The organism is Flavobacterium sp. HJ-32-4, from assembly GCF_022532105.1.
Lineage (GTDB): Bacteria > Bacteroidota > Bacteroidia > Flavobacteriales > Flavobacteriaceae > Flavobacterium.
On the sequence record NZ_CP092832.1, the window covers coordinates 84,861 to 106,914 of the forward strand.

Sequence of the window (22,054 nt, forward strand, 5' to 3'; positions counted from 1 at the left end):
GTTTGGCAGCATTACCGCGCGGGTTGCTGGTTCTATTTCGGGCGATACATCGTAAGATCCAGTTCGTAGCGCGCGCATATCTGGGCTAACTGTACGTCGTTTCCTCCGCCGTGCGAATTATCGGCCACCAGTTTGACGCGTTGGGTGTGTCCGGTGGTGAGCAGGTCGCGGGTGAAAAACGGTGTCGTCGCCACTTTGTAACCATTGCGCAAAGTGGCCACTTTCAGCCAAAGGTCGTCGGCCATGAAACAAATCGCACGAAAGGTCGCTTCGTCAAAAATATCGTGATGGTAAGAACCGGGCGGATATAACACCCCTCCTACCCCCGTGGGCACAAGAAGTGCGGAAGGGATACGCGGCTTGTCGTTATGGCGCCACTGCCGATAGGGTTTTAGTCCGGCATCGTTAAACGTCATGGTATGGGCGCGGTTCGCGATGACGCAGTCCGGATGTTGGGCGAACGCATCTGCGAGGTACTTCAGCGTATTTTTTGGATAATAGACATCGTCGTCTACCGTGATGATGGCCGCTTCCGGAAAGCGCTGGAAGGCGTAAAAGTATTTTTTATGTGACCGGATATCGCCCGGTACAAACTCGATCGTGAGGCCCCGCGCCACCAATTTCGTCAGCGACTCGGGCACGTGCCGGTCGGGAAACTGTTCTTCCGACAGCCAAAGGATGAGGGCGTCCGGTTTATACGACTGCCGCAACAGGGTTTCCACGGTAATCCACACCTCATCGATGCGGGCCGGAAATGAGGTCATCGAAACGATGAAGGGAACGGCGCGTGGTGTTTCGTTTAAGCCGCTACCTGCTTCCGAAGCCGTACGTCGAAGCTCCGCCGGGACGAATGCATCGAGCACGCGCTTGGTTACGAACGCCAGTATACGATCGATGGCCTTGCTTCCTTTTCCCAGAAATTGGAGGCGTGGCAAACCGAAATACAGTTGGTATAGTAGGTGCATCATATCCCCATAAAATTTAGAAACTCGGCGCCGATGGCTTCTTTCTTCCGTCGTTTGGCGTTCTCTTTCGCCTTCTCTCCCATGCGTACCCTTTTTTCCGGATCCGCCATCAATTCCTGCAACCGCAGCGCCATGGCGTCGAGGTCACCGTCTGGAATCACAATGCCGCTTTCGTCGGGTTCCAGGATGTCTTCAAACGGAATACTGTCGAAACACAGGCAGGGCAAACCCGCGGCCATCGCTTCGCAGAGCGCATTGGGAAAACCTTCCAAAACCGACGGTATCACGTAGATCGATGACGACGACATCAGCGCATCGACATCTTCTACTTTGCCCAGAAATTCAATGGAAGAGTCGACCTTGAGTTCGACGGCGAGTTGCTTCATTTTCTCCCAAAGCGGACCGTCGCCGGCCATTGTCAGTTTCCAGTTTCCTCTTTCGGAAATACGGGCGAAGGCACGGATCAGGCGTTCCGGACCTTTTTCCCAGGCAAATCGGCCCACATACAGGATTGAAGGTACTTTGGGCACATCAGATACGACGACATCGCGGATGGCATTCGGAATGATCCGGATGCGCAGGCGATCGCCGAACTGTCGTATTTTGTAATCGGCCGCACGTCGGGTTTGGGCAATAAAGCCCGCGCTTTGCGGATACAGCCATTTCTTTCCGAACTGCACGGCTGCCGGGAAGTTATAGTCGGGACTCGTGCGATCGGAGATATAGGTCGGTATTCCTAATCCTTTCACGGCCAATAATACCAGCGGATTGAAGAAATCGCCGAAAGTCAGGATGACGTCCGGACGAATATCCCGCACGTTCCGGCGGATGAACCGCAGCAGAAAGGGGTAAAACGTCAGTTTGTTTACGATAGACGACGAACGGGTTTTCTGCGGTTCCCGAACGTGTATACCGGTGTTCATTCGGTAAAACGGCTGTCCTTTCAGGCAGGAAATATAGTAGACTTCATAGCCCTCGTCGTCGAAGTAATTCGCCAGTACGGACAACGCCCGTTCGATGCCTCCCATTTTTCGGGAGGGTGCTACGATGCAAATCCGTGCTTTTTTAGGCTCTTTTTCCATACTGTTGGGCAAGGGTGGCGGAATGCACGAATTGTACATCCGGCCATTTTTTCTGTACCGACCGAAGCAAACGTCCCAGTTTGTCGAGATTTTCATCCCGCAGTGAACGGTCGATCCGACCGGCAAAATTGATTCTGTGTGTGCCTATCACGGCGGGTTTCCCCCATGCAAAGGCAATACCGATGCTTTCCATCGCTTTGGCTACCCAATCGGTGTTGCGGTTCAGCGAAGGCTCAAAAAGGCCGTTTCGGCTCAAATAGGTCTGGCCTGCGGCATTGTGCTGGCCATTGTAGTGGTAAATACGTTGGAATTCAGTGGCGCCGGGCTGAGGCGAAAACTGGAACTTCGAACCCTGAAGCGTTGAAACACCGTTCTGTTGCATGACCGTTTCCACTCCGCTGTCCCACACATAACAAGGCGCAATGGCAGAGGCAGATGGGAAGCCGAAAACGCGTTCGAACAGTTCGAGTCCGTCGGCAATCGACCGTTCCACGAACTGCCGGTCTTCCGGTGCGTAGCAATCGAAAGCCGCCATGAGGTTCGCCCGGCGATTCGCAGCGTTCTTATAGTCGATAGAAAAACACTTTAGGTCAAAAGCCTGACGAAAGGCCGTATTTCCCTCCTGCAACAACCGCATCCACAGGGGCACGTTCAGGTGTTCGCGGGCATGGAACTGCGGAAAAAGCGTTCCTTCCTTAATGCCCTCCTGAAAATGGCTGAAAGCTTGATGCTCCCCATACTGTTCATAAGTGGTATCGAAGCGTTGGTAGTGGTAGTCGCGAAAGTCGGTGCCCTGAATGGCCTCAAAGTCGGGGTTCGCCATCACCGTGTTCGCGGTTAGTACGGCAGGACGTCCCTGAAGGTCGCGAACGGAAGTAAGTACCTCGCGAAGGCGAAGGAAATCGTCTGCCGTTTCAAGCGTATCGTAGCGCGAAAACGGATCAGAAGCGGAAATCAGTCCTTTTCGCAAAAGAGCGGTCTGCTGCTCAGGTCCGGGAATGCGGATACTGCCCCAGTCGTCTGACTCGAGTACCAGAAACCGTCCGGACAAACGCGGTCCTTTGACATTGACGATATGCTTCTTCAGTTTTCCGATCATTTCGGACGCGTTTCGAGTATGTGCGCACCCAACTGGGCACTGTTCATGAATTCGACATTAGGCCAGCGTTTGGTGACGGCCTTCAGGATGTCATCGAGCAGGCGCAGGGTGTTGTCGCGGTTTTCTACGCTGATTCCTCCCGAGTAATTGACGCGGTGGGAATTGAGCACGGCCGGCTTACCCCAGCGGAACGCGGTCTCGATGCTGGCGATACACGAAGATACCCAGTCTTCATTCGGGTTCCGGCTCGGTTCAAACATGACGTTTCGTCTCCAGAACGTGATGCCGTCGGCCTGGTCACCCCAAAATTTGTGGATCAATTTGCTATTGCCGTCATTTTTGGGCAGGAAGTAGCGTCCGCATTGATTGAACCGAACGCCACTTCCGTAGAGCACCGGGTTCATGTGGTCGCCCATAACGGAACTGGAGGCTACAAATGAGAGCGAACGGAAGCCGAATACCTGCTCAAAGAGGTCGAGTCCGTCGCGCGTGATGTCTTCTATTTCTTTCTGGTGTACCTTATCCTCATAATCAAACGCCGCCATATACGAGGGCACATGATCGTTGTCGCCCGGAACGCGCAGGTTCAGTAATGCTTTGTTTTCAAATGCAAGGTCTTCCGCGGGTGATCCGGCGTTGAGGGCGTGCATCCATTTCCGGACGTTGACGTGCTCGCGTCCGTGGTATTGCGGATAGAGCATATTCTCACCTATCCCGTGTTTCTTCCACAGCGCCATTACCTTGTTGTGGTTAGGATAGGATTTGTAGGTTTCGGTAATGGGTTCGTAAAAATATGACTGGCGCCCGCTCTCGGCGATGCGTGCAAAGTCAGGATTTGCGACCACGGCATCGGCGGTAATCACAGCCGGATTTCCGTTGCAGTCGCGGTTGGATGACAACACGCCGAACAGCAGTTCAAGGTCGTCGTTGCTTTCGAGGCAGTCGTTTTTGACGAAGTAATGGTCTTTGACAGGAAGGCCTGCTTTTACGAATTTCTCGAACACCTCTTTTGACGGCGTGCGGATGGAGCCCCAATCATCGGATTCGATGACCAGGATCCGTTTTTTGGTTGACCATCCCCTGTAGTTGATGTAATTGGAAATGAGGGATCTTTTGAGGCCTGCGATCATGTTGTTTCGATTCGGGATTTAATAAGTCGGGCAGGGTTTCCGCCGACGATACTGTATGCTGGAAATTCTTTTGTCAGGACGGCACCTGCGGCAATGATGGTTCCCTTGCGAATGGTGATGCCGGGCATGATGTAAGCGCCGCTGCCGATCCAAACGTCGTCTTCGATGACGGTGGGGCCATACTTCCGGTAGCCTTGTTTGCGCATCGGGATGTCGGTGCGGGAAAACTCGTGGTTGGAACTGAAAATCGTCACGTTGAGTCCCATCATCACATCCTTCCCAATGACGATATTATCCGGCACTTTGGCATTGATTCCAATACTGGAGTTGTCGCCGATGCAGATATTGCGTCCATTCCCAAAACGGGCGCCCTGTCCTACATTCACATTCGTGCCGCATTCCTTAAACATCCGGCGCGCGGCGAGGTAGCGGATTTTCTCCGATAACGGTCCAAAAAAAGGCACCGTCGAATGGGGCAACCCCCGAAGGAAGATGTAGTACGAGTAAAGGGCAAGATTTCGAATGATCTTTTTCATATCGTTCAATTAAGAACCTCCGATCGGAACCGGACCGGAGAAGTGGTTCAAAAGTACGGTGAAAGGATATAAAAGCCACGTGTTAATGTAGCCTTCAAGCATCTTAATCGTTACCAATTTGTAAAAAATGAAAGCTGCGGCAGTCACGTAGAACAGCACGGTAGTGGGCCTCCGTGGATTGGTTGCGAAGAGGTAAAACAACAGCATTATCATCAGCCCCATGAGGATATTCCGGAAACGGTCACCGAACGACGGTACGTTGATGGTAAATGCGTTGATCGCCCATAGCAACAAGATAAAGAAATACATGTTGTGTGCTTTCTCGTCGAAATCGAACGCCCGTTTGAACCTTGAAAAGAGAAGGGTGGCCACTAAACTGTAGAATAAAAGTGGCGTACGAAGTTCGACGAACCATTGGCGCGTCCGTTCCATCTGGCCTTCGATGTAGTGGTCGGTCGTGTAGGCAGAGAAGTGGTCTTCAAAGTCCCCCCCGATACGCGACAGGTAGTCATTTACCACCGCTATACCCGTTTCGGAAAAGATCGTACCGGCAATGATGAGCACAAATAATACATATTCGGCACGTTTGATACGGAATACAGGCTTCAACACATTGAAGAGCACGCCCAGGATATTCAGGAAGAGAAAGGCCTGGTGGATGAAAATGGTCGAAAACAGCAGCCAGTGGTACTTCAGCTTGCGCTCGGCGACGATTTTATAGTAGGCATAGGTGAACACCCAATACGCCAGGTAAAAGCGCCCGTTGATGACGCGGAAGAAGATGACATAAATGCCAAAAAAAACGAGGAACACGAGTGCCTTGAAATTCCGTTCTTCCTGGTTGTGCTCATCGTATACCTTCAATAACGTCAGGATGATGGCGCGCCATACTATAAAATAGACTGCTGCGGTTACACAGTAGCAGACGGCAACGTCTGTGGTGAAGCGGCTAACCAGAAACACGTTGAGGTTGAAGAAAATCTCGAGTCCGCTAATGCCACTGAGCGCGATTCCGCCCATAAACTCATTGAAAAACTGCATCCCTGTCACACCGCGAAGGTGATCCATACGGGCCTGGTAGAGTGCGATGTCGCCCTCGTCGTACGGCACGATTATGTAGGCCCCCAACATAATGAAGGCAAAAATCACGACCTGGTATTGCCACTGCCGGATTTTACGCGCGGCTACAACCGTCGAAAGCAACGGAAACGCGAAAAAGAAAAGAAGTAGCAGTACAAGCATCGGTTATGGTTGCGGTACCCGTTTGGCGAGTATGCGATAAGAATTCAAGTAATATACGATAGGAAGAAGGTTTTTCCAAACCAATCCTCGTGGCGATTTCTCCATCTCCCGATGGTAGATCGACCAGTATTTTTCTTTGATGGCATCGGTGATGAGGAAGTGTTCTTCTGCCATTTTCCGCGCGAATTGCCTGGCTTCCGCCAGAAAATCAGGATCGTTCACCAATTTTGACGCGGTCGCCACGATAGCCTCTTCCGTTTTGCCTTCGACCTTACCCCGCGGCGAAAAATTCCGTTCGAACAGCGCCGGAAGCGTTTCCGCATCAATCAAAACAGGCAACACCATATCACTCAGCGGTGCGAATACCGGGAGTCGGGCTGACATGGCTTCCATGGTGCCCCTACCGGTGCCAATCACCGCATCGGCTGCATACAGGAAGCGCGAGGCTTCCCTGGTATACTCAGGTGTGTTGTATAATTCGAGGGTTACATTCGCGTCCTGGGCGGCTTTGCGAATCGTCTCTACATACGATTCTTCTTCCACCACCCCGATTACGATGAATTTTACCTTTCGATTGGTTTCAAGTCGTCGTATCAGTTCGATACCCTGTAAAATCGAGCCGCTGTACGATTTGCCGATACGGGCCGTCCTCATGAACGTGAACGTGTCGGGATCTTTCTTCAGGAGGGCTTCCAGTGCCTTTGTATCATGCTCACGCTCAAATACCCGATTGGGAATCAGGTGCAGGTCAGACTGGGCAAAACGCGGGTTCTTCTGGAAGGACGCCAGGTTTTCACGACTGAACAAAATCACCGTACGCAGCACCTGGGCTACGGAAAAACGTTCATTGGCGCCCCCGCATCGGGTGTGGATGATACGGGTGTTGCGGAAAATCGGAAGCATCATCATCAGCAGCGCGGTTCCGCCGTCGTAGCAATGAACGACATCCGGACGCGTTCCTTTCAAAATCTTACGCAGCTTGCGGTCTAGTGAAAGAAAGGCGTACCATTTGAATTCGAGGTTGCCGAGGAACCGCGGGTGGTCTTTCAAAATCGGACTCGTCACGTTCCCGATCGATACAATATCGATGTCAATGTCTTTATAGCCGTGAAGCGCGCGGGTAATATTGTTCAGCGAATGAAAATGTCCGCCCGAGCCTTTCCCGAAACCGCTAAGCATACAGAGTACCTTCATAGCCATCAGATAATGCGTTGTTCTACTTCGAGGTCGACGCCAAATTTGTCTAATACACGGGCCTTTACTTCTTTAATGATCGCGATGATATCGGCTCCTGTGGCGTTTCCGACATTGATGATGAAACCACTGTGTTTTTCCGACACCTCGGCGCCGCCGATGCGAAAACCTTTCAATCCGAGTTCATCGATCATCGGGCCTACGAAACGACCCGGAGGACGTTTGAACACGCTGCCGCAATTCGGGTAGGTCCGCGGTTGCTTGGCCCATCGTTTTTCCTTTATATCTTCCATCTTGTCGCGGATCGCCTGCGGGTCGCCTTTTGCCAGACGCAATTCGGCTTCAAGCACGACGGTATCGCGATTGTCCTGAAAATAGCTGTTGCGGTAGATGAAGCCCATGTCCTCCTTTTGCATCGTACGGATGGTTTGGGACGGGATGTGGAAGTAGGTGACGTTCACCAGAACATCCTTGATTTCTTCGCCACTGGCGCCTGCATTCATGGCAACGGCACCGCCCAATGAACTGGGAATATCCCAAAACACTTCCATTCCGGTGAGGCTATGGTCGCGGGCCAGTTCACTGATGCGCTCGAGTGTGGCACCGGCCTCGGCTTTTATGGTTTCGCCTTCGATGTTGATGGCATCGAAATTGCCGTTGAACACCACGAACTCGTCGTCATATACTGATTTGGAGAGCAATAAGTTATGACCACTTCCGATTACAATCCGCTGGGGCTGACCTTCTCCGAACAGTGAGGCCACGTCGGCGCCCGATTGCGGGAAATAGGCCCGTCGGCACACGGCCTTCACGCGGTAGGCGTTGTATTCGGTAAGGTCGAAATTGTCTTTTACAATCATTTCTTTCTTTTATTGAGCAACTGGCCAAAAATGGCAAAGTCGCTTTTTTTGTAGGTAAGGATGGTCTTTACAGGGACATTGACCGTTTTGCTATAGAAATGCAGGAACAGCAATGCCAGGATCGAGTAACTGATCGTCGATGAGATCGCCGCCCCGACGGCACCATACCGCGGAATCAGGTAGAGGTTACACAGGACGTTGATGACCAACCCCGGCACCATCGCCCAAAGCGACGTACTCGGACGACCTTTTCCGGCCAAATCCATGTTCATTACTTTGAAAATGGTCAGCAAGAGCACGCCGGGCGCCAACAGGCGAAGAACGGGTGCACTTCCGGCGAACTGTGGACCGAACAACAGCGAGACGATCAGATCGGAAAACACTACCAATATCAAGGCCGCGAAGCCTATGAAGATGAACGACAAGCGAAGCAACTGTGCGACTTTTAATGAAAAGCCCGCATCGTTCTTTGAAACGGCGCTTCGTACGAATACGATGGTACTGAGCAGCATCGGAATCTGCCAAAGTGCCTGGATGAAATTCGCGCCCTTGGTATAGATCCCCAATTCCTGTTTGGTGCCAAGCCGCTCCAGCATGATGACGTCGAACCGATAGTTGAGGTTGATCACGAAAAGGGCGATGGCGTAGGTGAGTCCGAGTCGCAACAGTCCTTTTACAATTACCCAATTGACATCGAGGCTGATCGCATCGACAAGCTTGTTCTTTGGAATCAGCAGGGCGAACATAAACAAAGGTCCTCCGATCATGGCGATCAGGTAGCCCATGATGCCCATATGGAACACGATGAGCAATACGGCCGTCAGCAACAACGTGATGACACCGGGCACCCAGTTGATCCGGTTGAACTTGGCAATTTCATTCTTGCCGAGAAAGAAACCGGCATTATAGGTCGTAAACAGCGTAAACGGAATTTGCAGCAGGGCCATGATGACGTAAAGCGTATTATCGCCCGAGCTGGTAAAAAACGTAATCAGCAGGTAACAGGTGACAAGGGAAAAGAGCGAACTGAAGATCCAGATCTGGGCGACCGCCTTTTTGATATCCCGCTCATCGTAGACCCCTTTTCCCATAAAGTACGTCGTCGATTGCTGGATGCCGAGCGAGCCGATACTGATGAAAAGACCCGGGTAGACCAGCAGGGAGGCGATGATACCGTTTTTCTCAGGATCCATCCAACGGGCGGTCACGATGGTCGTCAAGATGCCTGAAAAGAGCACGACGCCTCGCGACACTCCGACCTGGAAGAGATCCTTTAAAAATGCTTTCATTTCTTCTTATTAATAATCTTACACGGTATACCCGCTGCGATGCAGTCGTCGGGCACATCGATATTTACCACGGCATTTGCAGCTACTACCGCGTCCTTCCCTACTGTAATCCCTCCGATGATGATCGCGCCGGCATACAGTCGGGCTCCGTCACCGATGGTGGGATAATCTTTATCACCGTCGCGTCCGTGGCTGCCGAGTGTAACATTCTGCCAAATCCGGACGTTATTGCCAATTACGGAATGGGTGCCGACTACGATTCCTATGGGATGAAGGAATTTCACGCCCGTCCCGATCTTCGCGGAGTAGGCGATATCGCAACTCCATCGGTACATCTGCCGGTTCTTCAACCAGCGGCTGTAGAGGCGTAGCAGCGGATTCGGACTTCTGCGGAACCGTTGACCCAACCGGATATTGACCATGATCTTGAAGGGTTGGTCAAACAGCAGGCTCAGTATAAGTCCGCTGAACGTCCTTCTGCCGCGTGGCAATTCGTTCCAGATGGTTTTCAGTATCCCCATTATCGTACAATCAGCGCATCGAGTTTTTGTTGCAGGTTTTCGTAGCCACGTCCTATCTGCCACGCGTTTTCGATCGTTGTCGTTCCTTCGGCCGTGAGTCCTGCCAACAGGAGGGAGATTCCCGCACGCAGGTCAAGCGCATTCACGCGGGCGCCCTGCAGCGGTGTTCCGCCATCGATGACGAGCATGTCGCCTTCCACGCGGTATTTCATTCCCATCTTCGCCAATTCCTCGGCATAGCCGTAACGGCCCGGGAAACGAAGGTCTACGATTTTTGATTCGCCACGTGACATCGCTCCGTATACGGCGAAAAGCGGTTGCATATCCGAGTTGATACCTGGGTACGGACCCGTGCTGATTTCGACGGGATAAGCGCTTCCGCCGCGTACGATCAGGCTGTCGGATCCGCGGAAAAACTTCATGCCGCTTTCCCGAAGGTAGACCATTGGAACTTCAAGGTGTTCAAAAGGGAAGTTCTTTATTTCCACTTCCCCACCTGTGATGACCGATCCGATCGCCCAGGTAAGGGCTTCCATATTATCCGGAATGACGGAATGGCGCACCGACGTCAACTTCTCAACGCCTTCTATGACGATGCATTTTTGTCCGAAGACTTCAATCTTCGCACCCATTTTGCCCATCATGTCGATCAAATCCATGATTTCAGGACGGATGTGCGGATTCCAGAGTGTCGTGGTTCCTTTTGCCAGACTCGCCGCGATGATGGAGTTCTCGGTCGCGCCGGTTGAGCGCATCGGAAGTACGATATCGGCACCTTTGAGTCGGCCTTCCGACTTGGCACACAGATAGCCGTCTTCTTCCCAAACGCGGGCACCCAGGTTTTCGAGCAGCATCACGTGGAGGTCGTATTTACGCTCACCCAGCTTACATCCACCTGGCAGCGGCACACGACCTTCGCCGAAGCGGGTGGTCAGGGCCCCGAGAATCAGGAGTGTATTGCGGATCGAGCGTTCGTTCCATACGAGTATATTCTTCGGATTCGCGGTTTCGGTGATCTTCACATAGTCGCCGTGGCTCGCATACTCCTTCCCCAACACCTTCAACATGTCAAGGTGTACCTGGACGTCGAGAAGTCCGTTCGGAAAGTTGTAGAGTTCAACATCGCCGTCTGTCAATAACGACGCGGCCAGTAGCCGGAGTGAACTGTTTTTTGCACCACTGACGGTTACCTCGCCTACGAGTTTTCCTTTACTGACATTCATTACCTGGTCCGACATACTAATTTGCTTTTATTTACTTCTTTTTTCTACTTCGCCGGCTTTGGTATCCGACAAGAACGACTGACAAAAATACCGTACATACAATTGCGCGCCTTTCTCGCTGAGGTGGTGCGCATCGAATGACGTGCGGGCTTCCCAAAGATCAGGGTACCGGGCCGGATCGACCAACATGATCATCCGATCGCCCAGGGCCTTTTTCAACGGTATAAGACTGCGATAGGATTCCGACCGCGGGTGTACGACAAATCGCAGTTCGATTCCTTTTTTCTTCGACAATGCCGCGAGCTCCTCGAGTTTGGCGAGGTGTGCTTTGTTGAGTGTTTTGGGTTTATAGCCTGCGAATTCTTTGGCTACTTTTTCTTTCAGGGTCGTCAGCTCAAGCGTATCGGCCTCAAACGCCTTGCGAAGCGCCACCAGTTTCTCATGTTGGTCAGGGTCGTGTGTACGTTCCGTTTCTTCCTCCTGCCCGATGTAGCCGTCGTGGTTAGGGCCTATCCAAATGTCGGCATCGGCATCATCGCGTACGAGCGGTGGCAGGTAATTGAATCCGAAATACTTGATAGCCGTGGCAATCGGGAAATAGGCGTAGGTGAGTTTGCTTTTGAAACTCATGCCTTCTCCTTCGATGTGGTCGTAGAGTGCATTTCCGTTCTTCAGGCTGACCCAATAGGAACTTTTGCGCGCGAAGAGGTTATTCCGCGTAAGCGGACTCATCGTATTGACTTCGAGAAAGGCATACCGAACCGGACTTGAACCCGGCTGGTAGTTATCGAGGAAAAACTCGTATTGCGCGTAGGTTTCGTAGGACTTGTTGGCGGGTGTGCCGAAGTTGAAACTGTGCGTCTCAAGTCCCGCCGCGCGATTGATTGAATCGAAGTTCGCCGGATTGAGGTGGCGGAGCGTCCGGCTGGTGCCAAAAAACACCGTGTTGTAGTCGTTCTTGTGGGATTGGAAATAATCGTATCGCACGGCAAAACGGTCATCCTGCACCTCTTCTGGCAACACCAAGTTGAGGATCAGGTTCATCAGCAGGACGAACACCACAAAGCCTATCGTTTTTTTAAATAGCTTCCTCATCGCGTTAGAATTGGAAATAGATAAACTCCTGTTCATTGCTGCCAAACGCAAACACCATCGCCAACAGCACGAAATAGAACGTCCACCGGAGTGGCGTCGCCGTCTTCAATGCAAAGCGTTCGAGCGCGTAGTTGTTTTCGCGTCCGAGCCATTCGATGACCACGAAAGCCGCTATCAGGGCAAACAACGCAGCGGATGTATGGGTCGGTACGGTAAACAACGAGGCGGAAAAAATGCCTTTTATGTACGAGAACGCGTGTGAGAGTGATTCTGCACGGAAGAAAATCCAGGCGAAAACTGCCAGTGCAAACGTGGTAATCAACTGGAAGGTCTCACGCAGCGACGGCAGCAGGCGCCCTTTCGCCACGATCTCGATATTGTTTCGATTCGTTTTTCGGATGATCGACGGCATGATGAACAAGGCGTTCAGGCCACCCCATACGATAAACGTCCAGTTGGCACCATGCCAGAAGCCGCTTACCAGAAAGATGATGAAGGTGTTCCGGATGCGCATCCAGTTACCTCCCTTACTACCTCCTAAAGGAATGTATAGGTAATCTTTGAACCAGCTTGAGAGCGAGATGTGCCAACGTCTCCAGAACTCCGCGATATCCCTTGAGAAATACGGGAAGTTGAAGTTCTTCAAAAGTTCGAATCCGAGCAGGCGGGCGCTTCCCAACGCAATATCCGAGTAGCCTGAAAAGTCGCCATAGATCTGGAAGGTGAAAAATAACGCACCCAGTACCAGGTCACTTCCGGACTGGTGGGCACTGTCATTGAAAATGATATTCGCGAAATGCGCACAACTGTCGGCAATCACGATTTTTTTGAAAAGACCCCATAAAATCTGCCGTAATCCATCCACCATCTTCTCATATTGGAAGACCCGCGGCTTTTCGATCTGGGGCAGGAGGTGCGTGGCGCGTTCGATGGGACCTGCTACCAAAAGCGGAAAGAAGCTCACGAACAGCGTATAGTTCACCAGGTTTCGCGTGGGTTTTATCCGATCATTGTAGATGTCGAATACGTAGGACAGTCCGTGAAAGGTATAAAAGGAAATACCCACTGGCAGGATAATCTTCAGTATGAAAAGGTCGGGCTTATAGCCGAACTTCTCCATGAGATCCGCGAACGACGAAACAAAGAAATTGTAGTATTTGAAGAAGCCCAGGAAGCCCAGGTTGATGCCCACACTGATGATCAGCCACATTCGCTTGATGGCTTTCGTCTGCGATCTGTGCACCATGATACCCGAGTAAAAGTCGAGCAGGGTCGAAAACCCGAGAAGGAAAAGAAAACGCCAATCCCAGAATCCGTAAAAGATGTAGCTGGCGACCAGCAACATGATATTCTGCCACGTCAGTGACTTTTTGGTGACGAACCAATACAGCCAAAAGACGACGGGCAGGAATAACGCATACGAGATGGAGTTAAATAACATGGACCGTTTTTAGTTTATAATCCGTCGGGATAACAAAGTACGGAAATTTTTAGTTAACATTTTTTAACATTTGACGGATTAGATATGATAGAAGTCGCGGTACCAGTTGACAAACTGCGACACGCCAAACGTAATGTCGGTCGACGGTGCGTAACCATAGTCGCGCTTCAGGTCATCGACATCCGCCCACGTACGGGTTACATCGCCCGGTTGCATCGGCAGGAAGTTCTTTTGCGCGGTTTTGCCGGTGGCCTTTTCAATACCCGAAATGAAATCAAGTAACGCGACCGGACGGCTATTCCCGATATTGTAAACACGGTATCGGGGCGCATCGGCTACTTCCTGTAAAAGGGTTGCCGCCACACCGGCGACGATATCGTCTATGTAGGTAAAATCACGGGCCAGTTCGCCGTTGTTGAACACGTCGATGGGACGGTCATTAAGGATGGCATCGGTGAAGAGAAACATGGCCATATCAGGGCGGCCCCACGGACCATAGACAGTAAAGAACCGAAGTCCGATGGTTTCGATTCCAAACAGATGGCTGTATGTGTGCGCCATCAATTCGTTGCTTTTTTTGGTGGCAGCGTAGAGGCTAATCGGATGATCAACGGTATCGTCGGTGGCAAAAGGCACTTTCTCATTCGTGCCATATACGCTTGAACTACTGGCATACACCAGCTTCCGTACGTTGTAATGCCTGCACGCTTCCAGTATATTGACAAAACCCACCAGATTCGCATCCACATAGGCAAACGGATTCTCAAGTGAATACCGAACTCCGGCTTGTGCGGCCAGGTTACAAACGATGTCGAAGCCTTCTTCTTCAAACAGTTTTGGCAGCGCCTCGCGGTCTTCGATGGCCAGTTTCACGAATCGGAAACCCGCATGGGTAGAACTGGTAAAACGGCTACCGAAAGCGGCATCGACTGAACAGGTGACGCCCAGTTGCGCCAACCGCTGTGTTTTAAGGGTAGGGTCATAATAGTCGTTGAGGTTATCGATTCCGACAACCTCATGGCCCAGCTTCAACAACGATGCGCTCAGGTGAAATCCGATGAATCCGGCTGCTCCGGTAACCAATATCTTCATGATGCAATGACGTTTCGTTTTCGATACGCACCCGACTTGATATCCTCTAGCCATTGGGTGTTGGCCAGGTACCAGTCGATGGTCTTTTCAAGCCCCTGTTCAAACGTAACGGACGGTTCCCAACCCAATTCGCGGTTGATCTTGGTGGCGTCGATGGCATAGCGTAGGTCATGTCCGGGACGGTCGGTCACAAACGAAATGAGTTGTGCCGAATCGCCAGGTTCACGACCGAGCTTTTCATCCATCAAACGACATAGCAACCGAACCAAATCGATATTCTGCCATTCGTTGAAGCCCCCGATATTAAAGGTCTCACCGCGTTGGCCCTTGTGGAATACGAGGTCAATGGCGGCGGCGTGGTCTTCGACATACAACCAATCACGGGTGTTTTTTCCATCGCCATAGACCGGAAGCGCCTTGCGGTCAATGATATTCTGTATGAACAACGGAATGAGCTTCTCCGGAAACTGGTTAGGCCCGTAGTTATTCGAACAATTCGTGATAATGTAAGGCATCTTATACGTTTCACCGTACGCCCTCACAAAATGATCGGATGAGGCTTTCGATGCCGAATAAGGCGAATTCGGGTCATAGGCGGTTTCCTCAGTAAAGAGACCGGTATCACCCAATGTGCCGTAAACTTCGTCGGTGCTGATGTGGTAGAACAGTTTGCCATCCCAATCGGACTGTGCGACCGCGCGGAAGGCATTCAACAGGTTGACGGTACCCAGCACGTTGGTCTTCACGAAGGCTACCGGATCGGAAATCGAACGATCAACATGTGATTCCGCCGCAAGGTGGATGACCGCATCAAAACGCTCCGAACGAAAGAGTTCGTCCATCGCGGTGGCGTCGTTGATGTCGGCGTGGATAAAACGGTAGTTGGGTTCAGATGCCACATCCGCCAAGTTATCGGGGTTGCCGGCATACGTCAGTGCATCCAGGTTGTAGATCGTATAGGAAGGATACGTCCGCACAAAACGACGCACCACGTGCGATCCGATGAATCCGCTGCCTCCCGTAATAAGAATCCTCAAATTCCGCATCTTAACTGCCGATCGCGTTGAACGTAAATCCTATCGCCGTCATCTTTTCTTTGTCGAGGATATTACGTCCGTCGAAAAGGAAGGCCGGCTTCTGCATATTGTCGTAAATCCGTTGCCAATCCAACGTGCGGAACTCATCCCACTCTGTAAGAACGGCAATGGCATGGGCTCCTTTACAGGCATCATACGAATCTTTTTGGCTTGTGAGTAAGGCCGCGTTTTCGTCGGCACTTCTGGTCCCCAGATAGTCGACATCCGTCAGCATCTGTTGCAGTTTCACCTGCGGATCGTAGACCACTACTTTCGCCTGTTCATTCAACAGGTAATCGGCTACGTAGATTGCGGCCGATTCGCGGGTATCGTTGGTATCCTTCTTGAAGGCCCATCCGAGGAAGGCGATTTTCTTGTCGGAAACCGTATTATACAGCGTTTTCACAATACGCGTCGCGAAGCGTTTTTTCTGGTGGTCATTGAGGATGATGACCTGCTCCCAATAATCCGCAACCGCATGTAATCCGTAGGATTTGGCGATGTATACGAGGTTAAGGATGTCTTTCTGGAAACACGATCCCCCGAAGCCTACGGACGATTTGAGGAACTTGCTTCCGATACGCGAATCCATTCCGATGGCACGGGCGACTTCATTTACATTGGCGCCGGTACTTTCACACAATTCGGAAATCGCATTGATAGACGATACACGTTGCGCGAGGAAGGCATTTGCGGTCAATTTCGAAAGCTCCGAACTCCAAACGTTGGTGGTAAGGATGCGCTCTGACGGCACCCAATTGCGGTACACATCGGCAAGTGCCTGAACGGCAGCCTTCCCAGAGAGCGTTTCATCCCCTCCGATCAAAACGCGATCCGGTTGGTGAAGGTCTTCGATGGCCGTTCCTTCCGCAAGAAACTCGGGATTGGAAAGAATCTCGAATGACACGCCGTTTCCGGTAAAGTCGAGTATGCTTTTGATCGCCTCGGCAGTACGCACCGGAAGCGTTGACTTTTCCACCACGATTTTATCGGATGTCGCCACCCTTGCAATCTGGCGGGCGCACAGTTCGATGTATTTGAGATCGGCTGCCTGTCCTTTCCCCACTCCGTAGGTCTTGGTCGGCGTATTGACCGAAATGAAAATCATCTGTGACTCGGCAATCGCTTTGTCAACATCGGTAGAAAAGAAGAGGTTACGTCCACGTGCTTCCTGTACGGCCTTGTCGAGACCTGGCTCATACACGGGAAGGTTATCCGTATTCGGATCGTTCCAGGCATCGATACGGGCCTTGTTCAGGTCGACGACCGTTACTTTAATATGCGGACATTTCTGTGCGATGACCGCCATGGTCGGGCCGCCTACGTAACCCGCCCCGATACAACAAATGGACGTAATGGATGGAATGCTCATGTTCAATTATAGTTTGGCATCGGCTTTGTCGCCGAGAATCCCTTTAATATCATACAAAACGCTCTCTTTACGGAGCAATTGGTCATAATCGATGGTCGTGAATTCTTTGTGGGCAACGCCTACTACGGCCGCGTCGAACGGTCCGTCCGGAAGTTGTGCCGCCATGTCGAGGCCATACTCGTGACGTACTTCGGCTACCCCTGCCCACGGGTCGTATACTGTAACCTCAATACCGTATTCGGTAAGGTGATGGATGACGTCTACAATCTTCGTATTACGGACATCCGGGCAATTTTCTTTAAATGTAATGCCCAACATCAGCAAACGGGCTCCTTTGACAGCGACCCCTTTTCGGATCATCAGCTTGACCACCTGCGAAGCGACGTATTCGCCCATGCTGTCGTTCAGTCGACGGCCTGCCAGGATGATTTCGGGATGGTAACCGGCTTCCTGTGCTTTTTGTGCGAGGTAATACGGGTCAACCCCGATGCAGTGCCCGCCTACGAGCCCGGGGCGGAAAGGAAGGAAATTCCATTTCGTCCCCGCCGCTTCGAGTACAGCATTGGTATCGATTCCGAGCATATTGAAGATTTTCGCCAGTTCGTTTACGAAGGCGATATTGATGTCGCGTTGCGAATTCTCGATGACTTTAGCGGCTTCCGCCACTTTTATTGTTGGTGCCAAATGCGTTCCGGCGGTGATGACCGACCGATACAAGTCGTTTACTTTTACGCCTATTTCCGGAGTGGAACCGGCCGTGACTTTTAGTATCTTCTCCACGGTGTGTTCTTTATCTCCCGGGTTGATGCGCTCAGGAGAATATCCGGCAAAAAAGTCGGTGTTGAAGCGTAATCCGCTGATGCGTTCCAGCACGGGCACGCACTCGTCTTCTGTTACGCCGGGGTATACGGTCGACTCGTAAATGACGATATCATCCTTTTTCAACACCTTCCCCACGGTTTCACTCGCTTTGTAAAGGGGGGTGAGGTCAGGTCGGTTGTTCTTGTCGACAGGGGTAGGAACGGTGACCACGAAATAGGTACAGTCTTTAATGTCATCGAGGTTATACGAGCAAAAAAGCCCGGGACCTTCCTGAGAAGCAGCCGACTTCAACACCGAGCGAAGCAGTTCTTCTTCCACTTCAAGGGTGTGGTCGACACCTGTGTTTACTTCGGAGACACGCGCTTGGTTGATGTCAAATCCGACGACGTCGTACTTCGTGGCAAACAATCGTGCCAGGGGCAATCCAACATAACCGAGTCCAATGACCGCAATTTTCATACGTTATTTTTTATTGAAGATGTTGCCAATACCAGTTAACCGCTTGTTCGAGTCCTTGTCGCATCGAGAATTGCGGGTCATAACCCAACAATCGACGTGCTTTGTCGATACTGGCCAGGGAGTGCGGTATGTCTCCTGCCCGTTCCGGCCCATATATGATCGGCACATCCGCGATGGCAGGATCATAGGCCGACAGGAATTCTTTTAGGTACGCGACAAGATCGTTAAGCGTCGTGCGCTCGCCGAATGCGGTGTTGTAGACCGTGTTGGCCGCCTCTGGATGATCGGCCAGGATGGCGCGTTCGTTCATCTGGACGACGTTGTCGATATAGGTAAAATCACGGGAATAGTCGCCGGTGCCATTGATGACAGGACTTTCGTGCTTCATCAGTTGCATGACGAATTTCGGGATTACTGCGGCATACGCCCCGTTAGGATCCTGACGTCGTCCGAAAACATTGAAATAGCGCAAACCGATGGTTTCGATACCATAGGCCCTGCTGAAAATCTCGGCATACAGTTCGTTCACGTATTTGGTAATCGCGTACGGTGATAACGGCTTTCCGATGATGTGCTCGACTTTTGGCATGTTGGTGGAGTCGCCATAAGTAGAAGAACTCGCGGCATATACAAACCGTTTGACACCTGCGTCGCGGGCTGCGGTAAGCATGTTGAGAAAACCGCTGACGTTTACGTCGTTACTGGTAATCGGGTCTTTTAATGACCGCGGAACAGATCCCAGCGCAGCCTGATGGAGTACGAAATCGGCCCCTTCGACCGCCGCGCGGCAATCGTCCATATTGCGAATATCGCCCTCAATGAGCGTAAAACGCCCACTGGCATGGAGATGTTCAATATTCTTTCGATGTCCGGTGGCGAAGTTGTCCAGACAGATCACGCGACACCCTTTTGACACAAAATGGTCGCAAAGATTGGAGCCTATAAAGCCCGCTCCACCCGTAATCGTTATGTTATAGTCCATGCTTTTATTTGTGCGGCAAAGATATTACTATAATCCGAAACCGAGTCCGGGTTGCGAAAAATACGTATTACTACGTAGGGACCAACGACCGCTTAACGCTTCCTTTTCAGGTCGCCTGCCATCTTTTTAACTCTGCCGAGCCAATTAGTGGAAGGCTCCTTTTCATGATATCCGTTTGAGTAATTGCCATAACCGTAACCGTAGCCATAGTTATAGCCGTAGCCATAGCCGTAGCGCGCCTTTACCTCGAAGCCATTGAGCACGATACTCACATTTCGCAGTTCCTCACGGCTATAGCGATTATTGAGCAACGTGATCATGTCCTTCTTAGTGAAATTCTGTCGTACGATGTAAAGTGTGACGTCGGCAAAATGCGCCAACTCGAGGGCATCGGACACCAATCCGACCGGAGGGGTATCAAGAATGATATAATCATAGGCCGCCTTCAGTTCTTCCATCAGGGTAAACATCCGGTCGCTCATGATGAGCTCGGCTGGATTCGGCGGAACCGCTCCCGAGGTGATGACGTCAAGATACGGCACGTGCGTTTGTTGCACGACGCTCTTTAGTTCCTTCTCACCCGATAAATAGTCAACCACTCCCACTTCGTTCGTAATATCGAAGTCGTTGAAGATTTTCGGCTTTCTAAGGTCAAAACCAAGTATGATGGTTTTCTTTTCGCTCATGGCGAATACGGTGGCAAGGTTAATCGAGCAGAACGTCTTGCCTTCCCCTCCGACCGACGATGTCACCATCAGCACGCGGGCACCACCGTGGTCTTGCTTGCGGAACAAGAACTGCAACGACGACCGTATGGCCCGAAAGGACTCTGACAGGGCCGACTTCGGACGCTCAAAAACAGCGAGGTTACTTTCCGTGTGTTTCTTGCCCACAATACCGATCAGTGGCAGACTGGTGAGCTTGGCGAGGTCTTCTGTATTTTGAATGGCATTGTTGGCGAAGAAGATTCCAAATACAACAAGCAACGGAATGATAAATCCTAAGAACAGGGCCATGATATAGTTCACGCCTGTTTTTGGACCAATCAGTCCACCCCCGGTATCTTTTGCCGCATCGATGAATTTGATATCCGATACGTTGGCCGCCTTTACGATATTGGCTTCCGCCCGTTTTTGAAGGAAGTTGCTGTATATCTCGTTGTTGAGATTGTATTTTCGCTGTATTTTCAGGTAATCCTGTTGCTCTTCCGGCAGGCTTTTGACCTGGCCTTCCGCCTGGCGCATCCGATCGACCAACTGGTTCTGCTCGGCTATGAGACCCACTTTCGCCGCAGCAATGTTCTCGAGGAGTACGTTCTTAACCGCTTCCATTCGGCTGTCGAAATCCTGGAAGAGTTTACTGCTTTTTACGGCATACTTCATGCGGGCCCTTTCCGCCGACATCGAAATCAGGTTACTGACATTCAGAATGATATTAGGATCATCCACGCCCGCGACGGACGGAGCAGGTAGTTCCGAGAAATCATTCTTTTCGTTCAGGTATTTTCGAAGTTGGTTGTAGTAGGCAATCTTTCGCTTTACCGCATCCAATTTTTCGTCCATATCCATCAGGCGGTCGTTGATTTCACCTCCCCCATTCTCAATCTGTCCGATATTCTTATTGCGTAAAAAAGACTTTAGCTCGTCGCCTGCACCTTTCAGTTTGTCTTCCATGCTACGCAATTGCTCGTCAATAAAATCGACCGTATTGGTGGCAAACTGGTTTTTGGCTGCAAGTTGATTGTCGCGCAAAACCCGGACGGTTGTGTTCAGATATTTAACGATACGTGCTTTATTGGTACCCGCCAATGACAGTCGAAGGATTGCAGGTGCTTTGGGGTCAATATCCACATTGATGCCCTGGTAATAGCTCACCACACCATCGAGCGGACGGAACCGCACGAAATACTCGTTACCGGTGTAATAGCCCGGTTCTTCGGTGAGCACCAAACGCCAGCTCAGAAAAGGCAACTGCACTTTTTGCCCTACGCGGAATACCTTTTTGAAGGTCCCGATGGGCACCGTGACGTCCTGTGCGGCATTATCGGCATAGCGAATTGTGGGTGCCATATTGCTTTCGAAGACGACACTGATTTCGTAGCGATCGGCGTCCAGGAATTTTATTTTAATTGGAATGTTCGCTATTTGCCGTCTTTTCTTATCTAGTTCCACCTCGAAAGGGACCGCTCCGTACGAGTCGATCAGGTTGTATTTGCCTTGCGTGAGGTATTCGGTATAAAACGAAAGGGTATCAACCACAAGCTCGTTGTGCGACCGCGACTTAAGCGTTGACGCGATGTTCTGCACTTTATCGGATGTACCTCCCCAGTTAAACACCAGGCTGGTGTTAGACGTAAAAAGCGGATTATTCTCTTCAGTGACCGATATCGTCGTTTCGAGGGAATAAATCTTTTCCTTCCGTATGTTGATCTGGTAGGCAATGGTGAATGCAATCGCCCATGTCAAGAGAAACCACTTCCAATAACTAAAGGTTTTGATCAGGAAACCTTTGAAATCAAACGTATTCTGGGATTCGAAAAAAGAGAAATCTTTTGTGTCGAGCATACGGCTGGCG

General features: G+C 51.2%; 19 protein-coding genes. All 19 read right to left on the reverse strand.

The features are described 5' to 3' along the window. Nucleotides 1-32 precede the first annotated feature (32 nt). The 19 genes from MKO97_RS00200 to MKO97_RS00290 all read right to left on the reverse strand — a co-directional run bounded on the left by MKO97_RS00200 (nucleotide 33) and on the right by MKO97_RS00290 (nucleotide 22,044). Complete coding sequence (locus MKO97_RS00200) at nucleotides 33-968, reverse strand: hypothetical protein (RefSeq protein WP_241104063.1); 936 nt, start codon at nucleotides 966-968, stop codon at nucleotides 33-35. Further along, the gene (locus MKO97_RS00205) at nucleotides 965-2,047 is read right to left on the reverse strand and encodes a glycosyltransferase (RefSeq protein ID WP_241104064.1); all 1,083 of its coding nucleotides are present in this window, start codon (nucleotides 2,045-2,047) and stop codon (nucleotides 965-967) included. The genes MKO97_RS00200 and MKO97_RS00205 overlap by 4 nt, the downstream gene beginning before the upstream one ends. Next, nucleotides 2,031-3,146, reverse strand: coding sequence for a hypothetical protein (locus MKO97_RS00210; RefSeq protein WP_241104065.1), 1,116 nt, complete (start codon nucleotides 3,144-3,146; stop codon nucleotides 2,031-2,033). The genes MKO97_RS00205 and MKO97_RS00210 overlap by 17 nt, the downstream gene beginning before the upstream one ends. Beyond that, nucleotides 3,143-4,276: a hypothetical protein gene (locus MKO97_RS00215; protein WP_241104066.1), complete on the reverse strand. Its 1,134-nt coding sequence runs from the start codon at nucleotides 4,274-4,276 to the stop codon at nucleotides 3,143-3,145. Before MKO97_RS00215 ends, MKO97_RS00210 begins: the two co-directional genes overlap by 4 nt. After that, a complete protein-coding gene (locus MKO97_RS00220) occupies nucleotides 4,273-4,812 on the reverse strand; it encodes a DapH/DapD/GlmU-related protein (protein ID WP_241104067.1) in 540 nt (179 codons plus the stop codon). The genes MKO97_RS00215 and MKO97_RS00220 overlap by 4 nt, the downstream gene beginning before the upstream one ends. A 9-nt stretch (nucleotides 4,813-4,821) precedes the next feature. Further along, nucleotides 4,822-6,054 (reverse strand): EpsG family protein, encoded by a 1,233-nt coding sequence (locus MKO97_RS00225; RefSeq protein WP_241104068.1) that lies wholly within the window; start codon nucleotides 6,052-6,054, stop codon nucleotides 4,822-4,824. Nucleotides 6,055-6,057: 3 nt separating this feature from the next. Then, nucleotides 6,058-7,248 carry a glycosyltransferase family 4 protein gene (locus MKO97_RS00230; protein WP_241104069.1) on the reverse strand — a complete coding sequence of 397 codons (1,191 nt, stop codon included), beginning with the start codon at nucleotides 7,246-7,248 and terminating at the stop codon, nucleotides 6,058-6,060. A 5-nt stretch (nucleotides 7,249-7,253) separates the two neighbouring features. Beyond that, a complete protein-coding gene (murB, locus tag MKO97_RS00235) occupies nucleotides 7,254-8,108 on the reverse strand; it encodes a UDP-N-acetylmuramate dehydrogenase (RefSeq protein ID WP_241104070.1) in 855 nt (284 codons plus the stop codon). After that, nucleotides 8,105-9,397 (reverse strand): polysaccharide biosynthesis C-terminal domain-containing protein, encoded by a 1,293-nt coding sequence (locus tag MKO97_RS00240; RefSeq protein ID WP_241104071.1) that lies wholly within the window; start codon nucleotides 9,395-9,397, stop codon nucleotides 8,105-8,107. Before MKO97_RS00240 ends, murB begins: the two co-directional genes overlap by 4 nt. Next, entirely contained in the window at nucleotides 9,394-9,918 is a 525-nt protein-coding gene (locus tag MKO97_RS00245) for a serine O-acetyltransferase (protein WP_241104072.1), read from the reverse strand. Before MKO97_RS00245 ends, MKO97_RS00240 begins: the two co-directional genes overlap by 4 nt. Then, nucleotides 9,918-11,156 carry a UDP-N-acetylglucosamine 1-carboxyvinyltransferase gene (locus MKO97_RS00250; protein WP_241104073.1) on the reverse strand — a complete coding sequence of 413 codons (1,239 nt, stop codon included), beginning with the start codon at nucleotides 11,154-11,156 and terminating at the stop codon, nucleotides 9,918-9,920. Before MKO97_RS00250 ends, MKO97_RS00245 begins: the two co-directional genes overlap by 1 nt. A 12-nt stretch (nucleotides 11,157-11,168) precedes the next feature. Further along, the gene (locus MKO97_RS00255) at nucleotides 11,169-12,236 is read right to left on the reverse strand and encodes a hypothetical protein (protein WP_241104074.1); all 1,068 of its coding nucleotides are present in this window, start codon (nucleotides 12,234-12,236) and stop codon (nucleotides 11,169-11,171) included. Nucleotides 12,237-12,240: 4 nt separating this feature from the next. Then, complete coding sequence (locus MKO97_RS00260) at nucleotides 12,241-13,677, reverse strand: MBOAT family protein (RefSeq protein WP_241104075.1); 1,437 nt, start codon at nucleotides 13,675-13,677, stop codon at nucleotides 12,241-12,243. Nucleotides 13,678-13,755: 78 nt separating this feature from the next. After that, on the reverse strand, nucleotides 13,756-14,769 hold the full coding sequence (locus MKO97_RS00265; RefSeq protein ID WP_241104076.1) for an NAD-dependent epimerase: 1,014 nt from the start codon (nucleotides 14,767-14,769) through the stop codon (nucleotides 13,756-13,758). After that, nucleotides 14,766-15,815 carry a dTDP-glucose 4,6-dehydratase gene (gene rfbB / locus MKO97_RS00270; RefSeq protein ID WP_241104077.1) on the reverse strand — a complete coding sequence of 350 codons (1,050 nt, stop codon included), beginning with the start codon at nucleotides 15,813-15,815 and terminating at the stop codon, nucleotides 14,766-14,768. The genes MKO97_RS00265 and rfbB overlap by 4 nt, the downstream gene beginning before the upstream one ends. Before the next feature lies 1 nt (nucleotide 15,816). Then, entirely contained in the window at nucleotides 15,817-17,217 is a 1,401-nt protein-coding gene (locus MKO97_RS00275) for a UDP-glucose 6-dehydrogenase (RefSeq protein WP_241104078.1), read from the reverse strand. 6 nt (nucleotides 17,218-17,223) lie between these two features. Further along, nucleotides 17,224-18,498 carry a nucleotide sugar dehydrogenase gene (locus tag MKO97_RS00280; RefSeq protein ID WP_241104079.1) on the reverse strand — a complete coding sequence of 425 codons (1,275 nt, stop codon included), beginning with the start codon at nucleotides 18,496-18,498 and terminating at the stop codon, nucleotides 17,224-17,226. 10 nt (nucleotides 18,499-18,508) lie between these two features. Further along, nucleotides 18,509-19,480, reverse strand: a complete 972-nt coding sequence (locus tag MKO97_RS00285; RefSeq protein ID WP_241104080.1) for an SDR family oxidoreductase — start codon at nucleotides 19,478-19,480, stop codon at nucleotides 18,509-18,511. 92 nt (nucleotides 19,481-19,572) lie between these two features. Further along, nucleotides 19,573-22,044 (reverse strand): exopolysaccharide transport family protein, encoded by a 2,472-nt coding sequence (locus MKO97_RS00290; protein ID WP_241104081.1) that lies wholly within the window; start codon nucleotides 22,042-22,044, stop codon nucleotides 19,573-19,575. Nucleotides 22,045-22,054 lie beyond the last annotated feature (10 nt).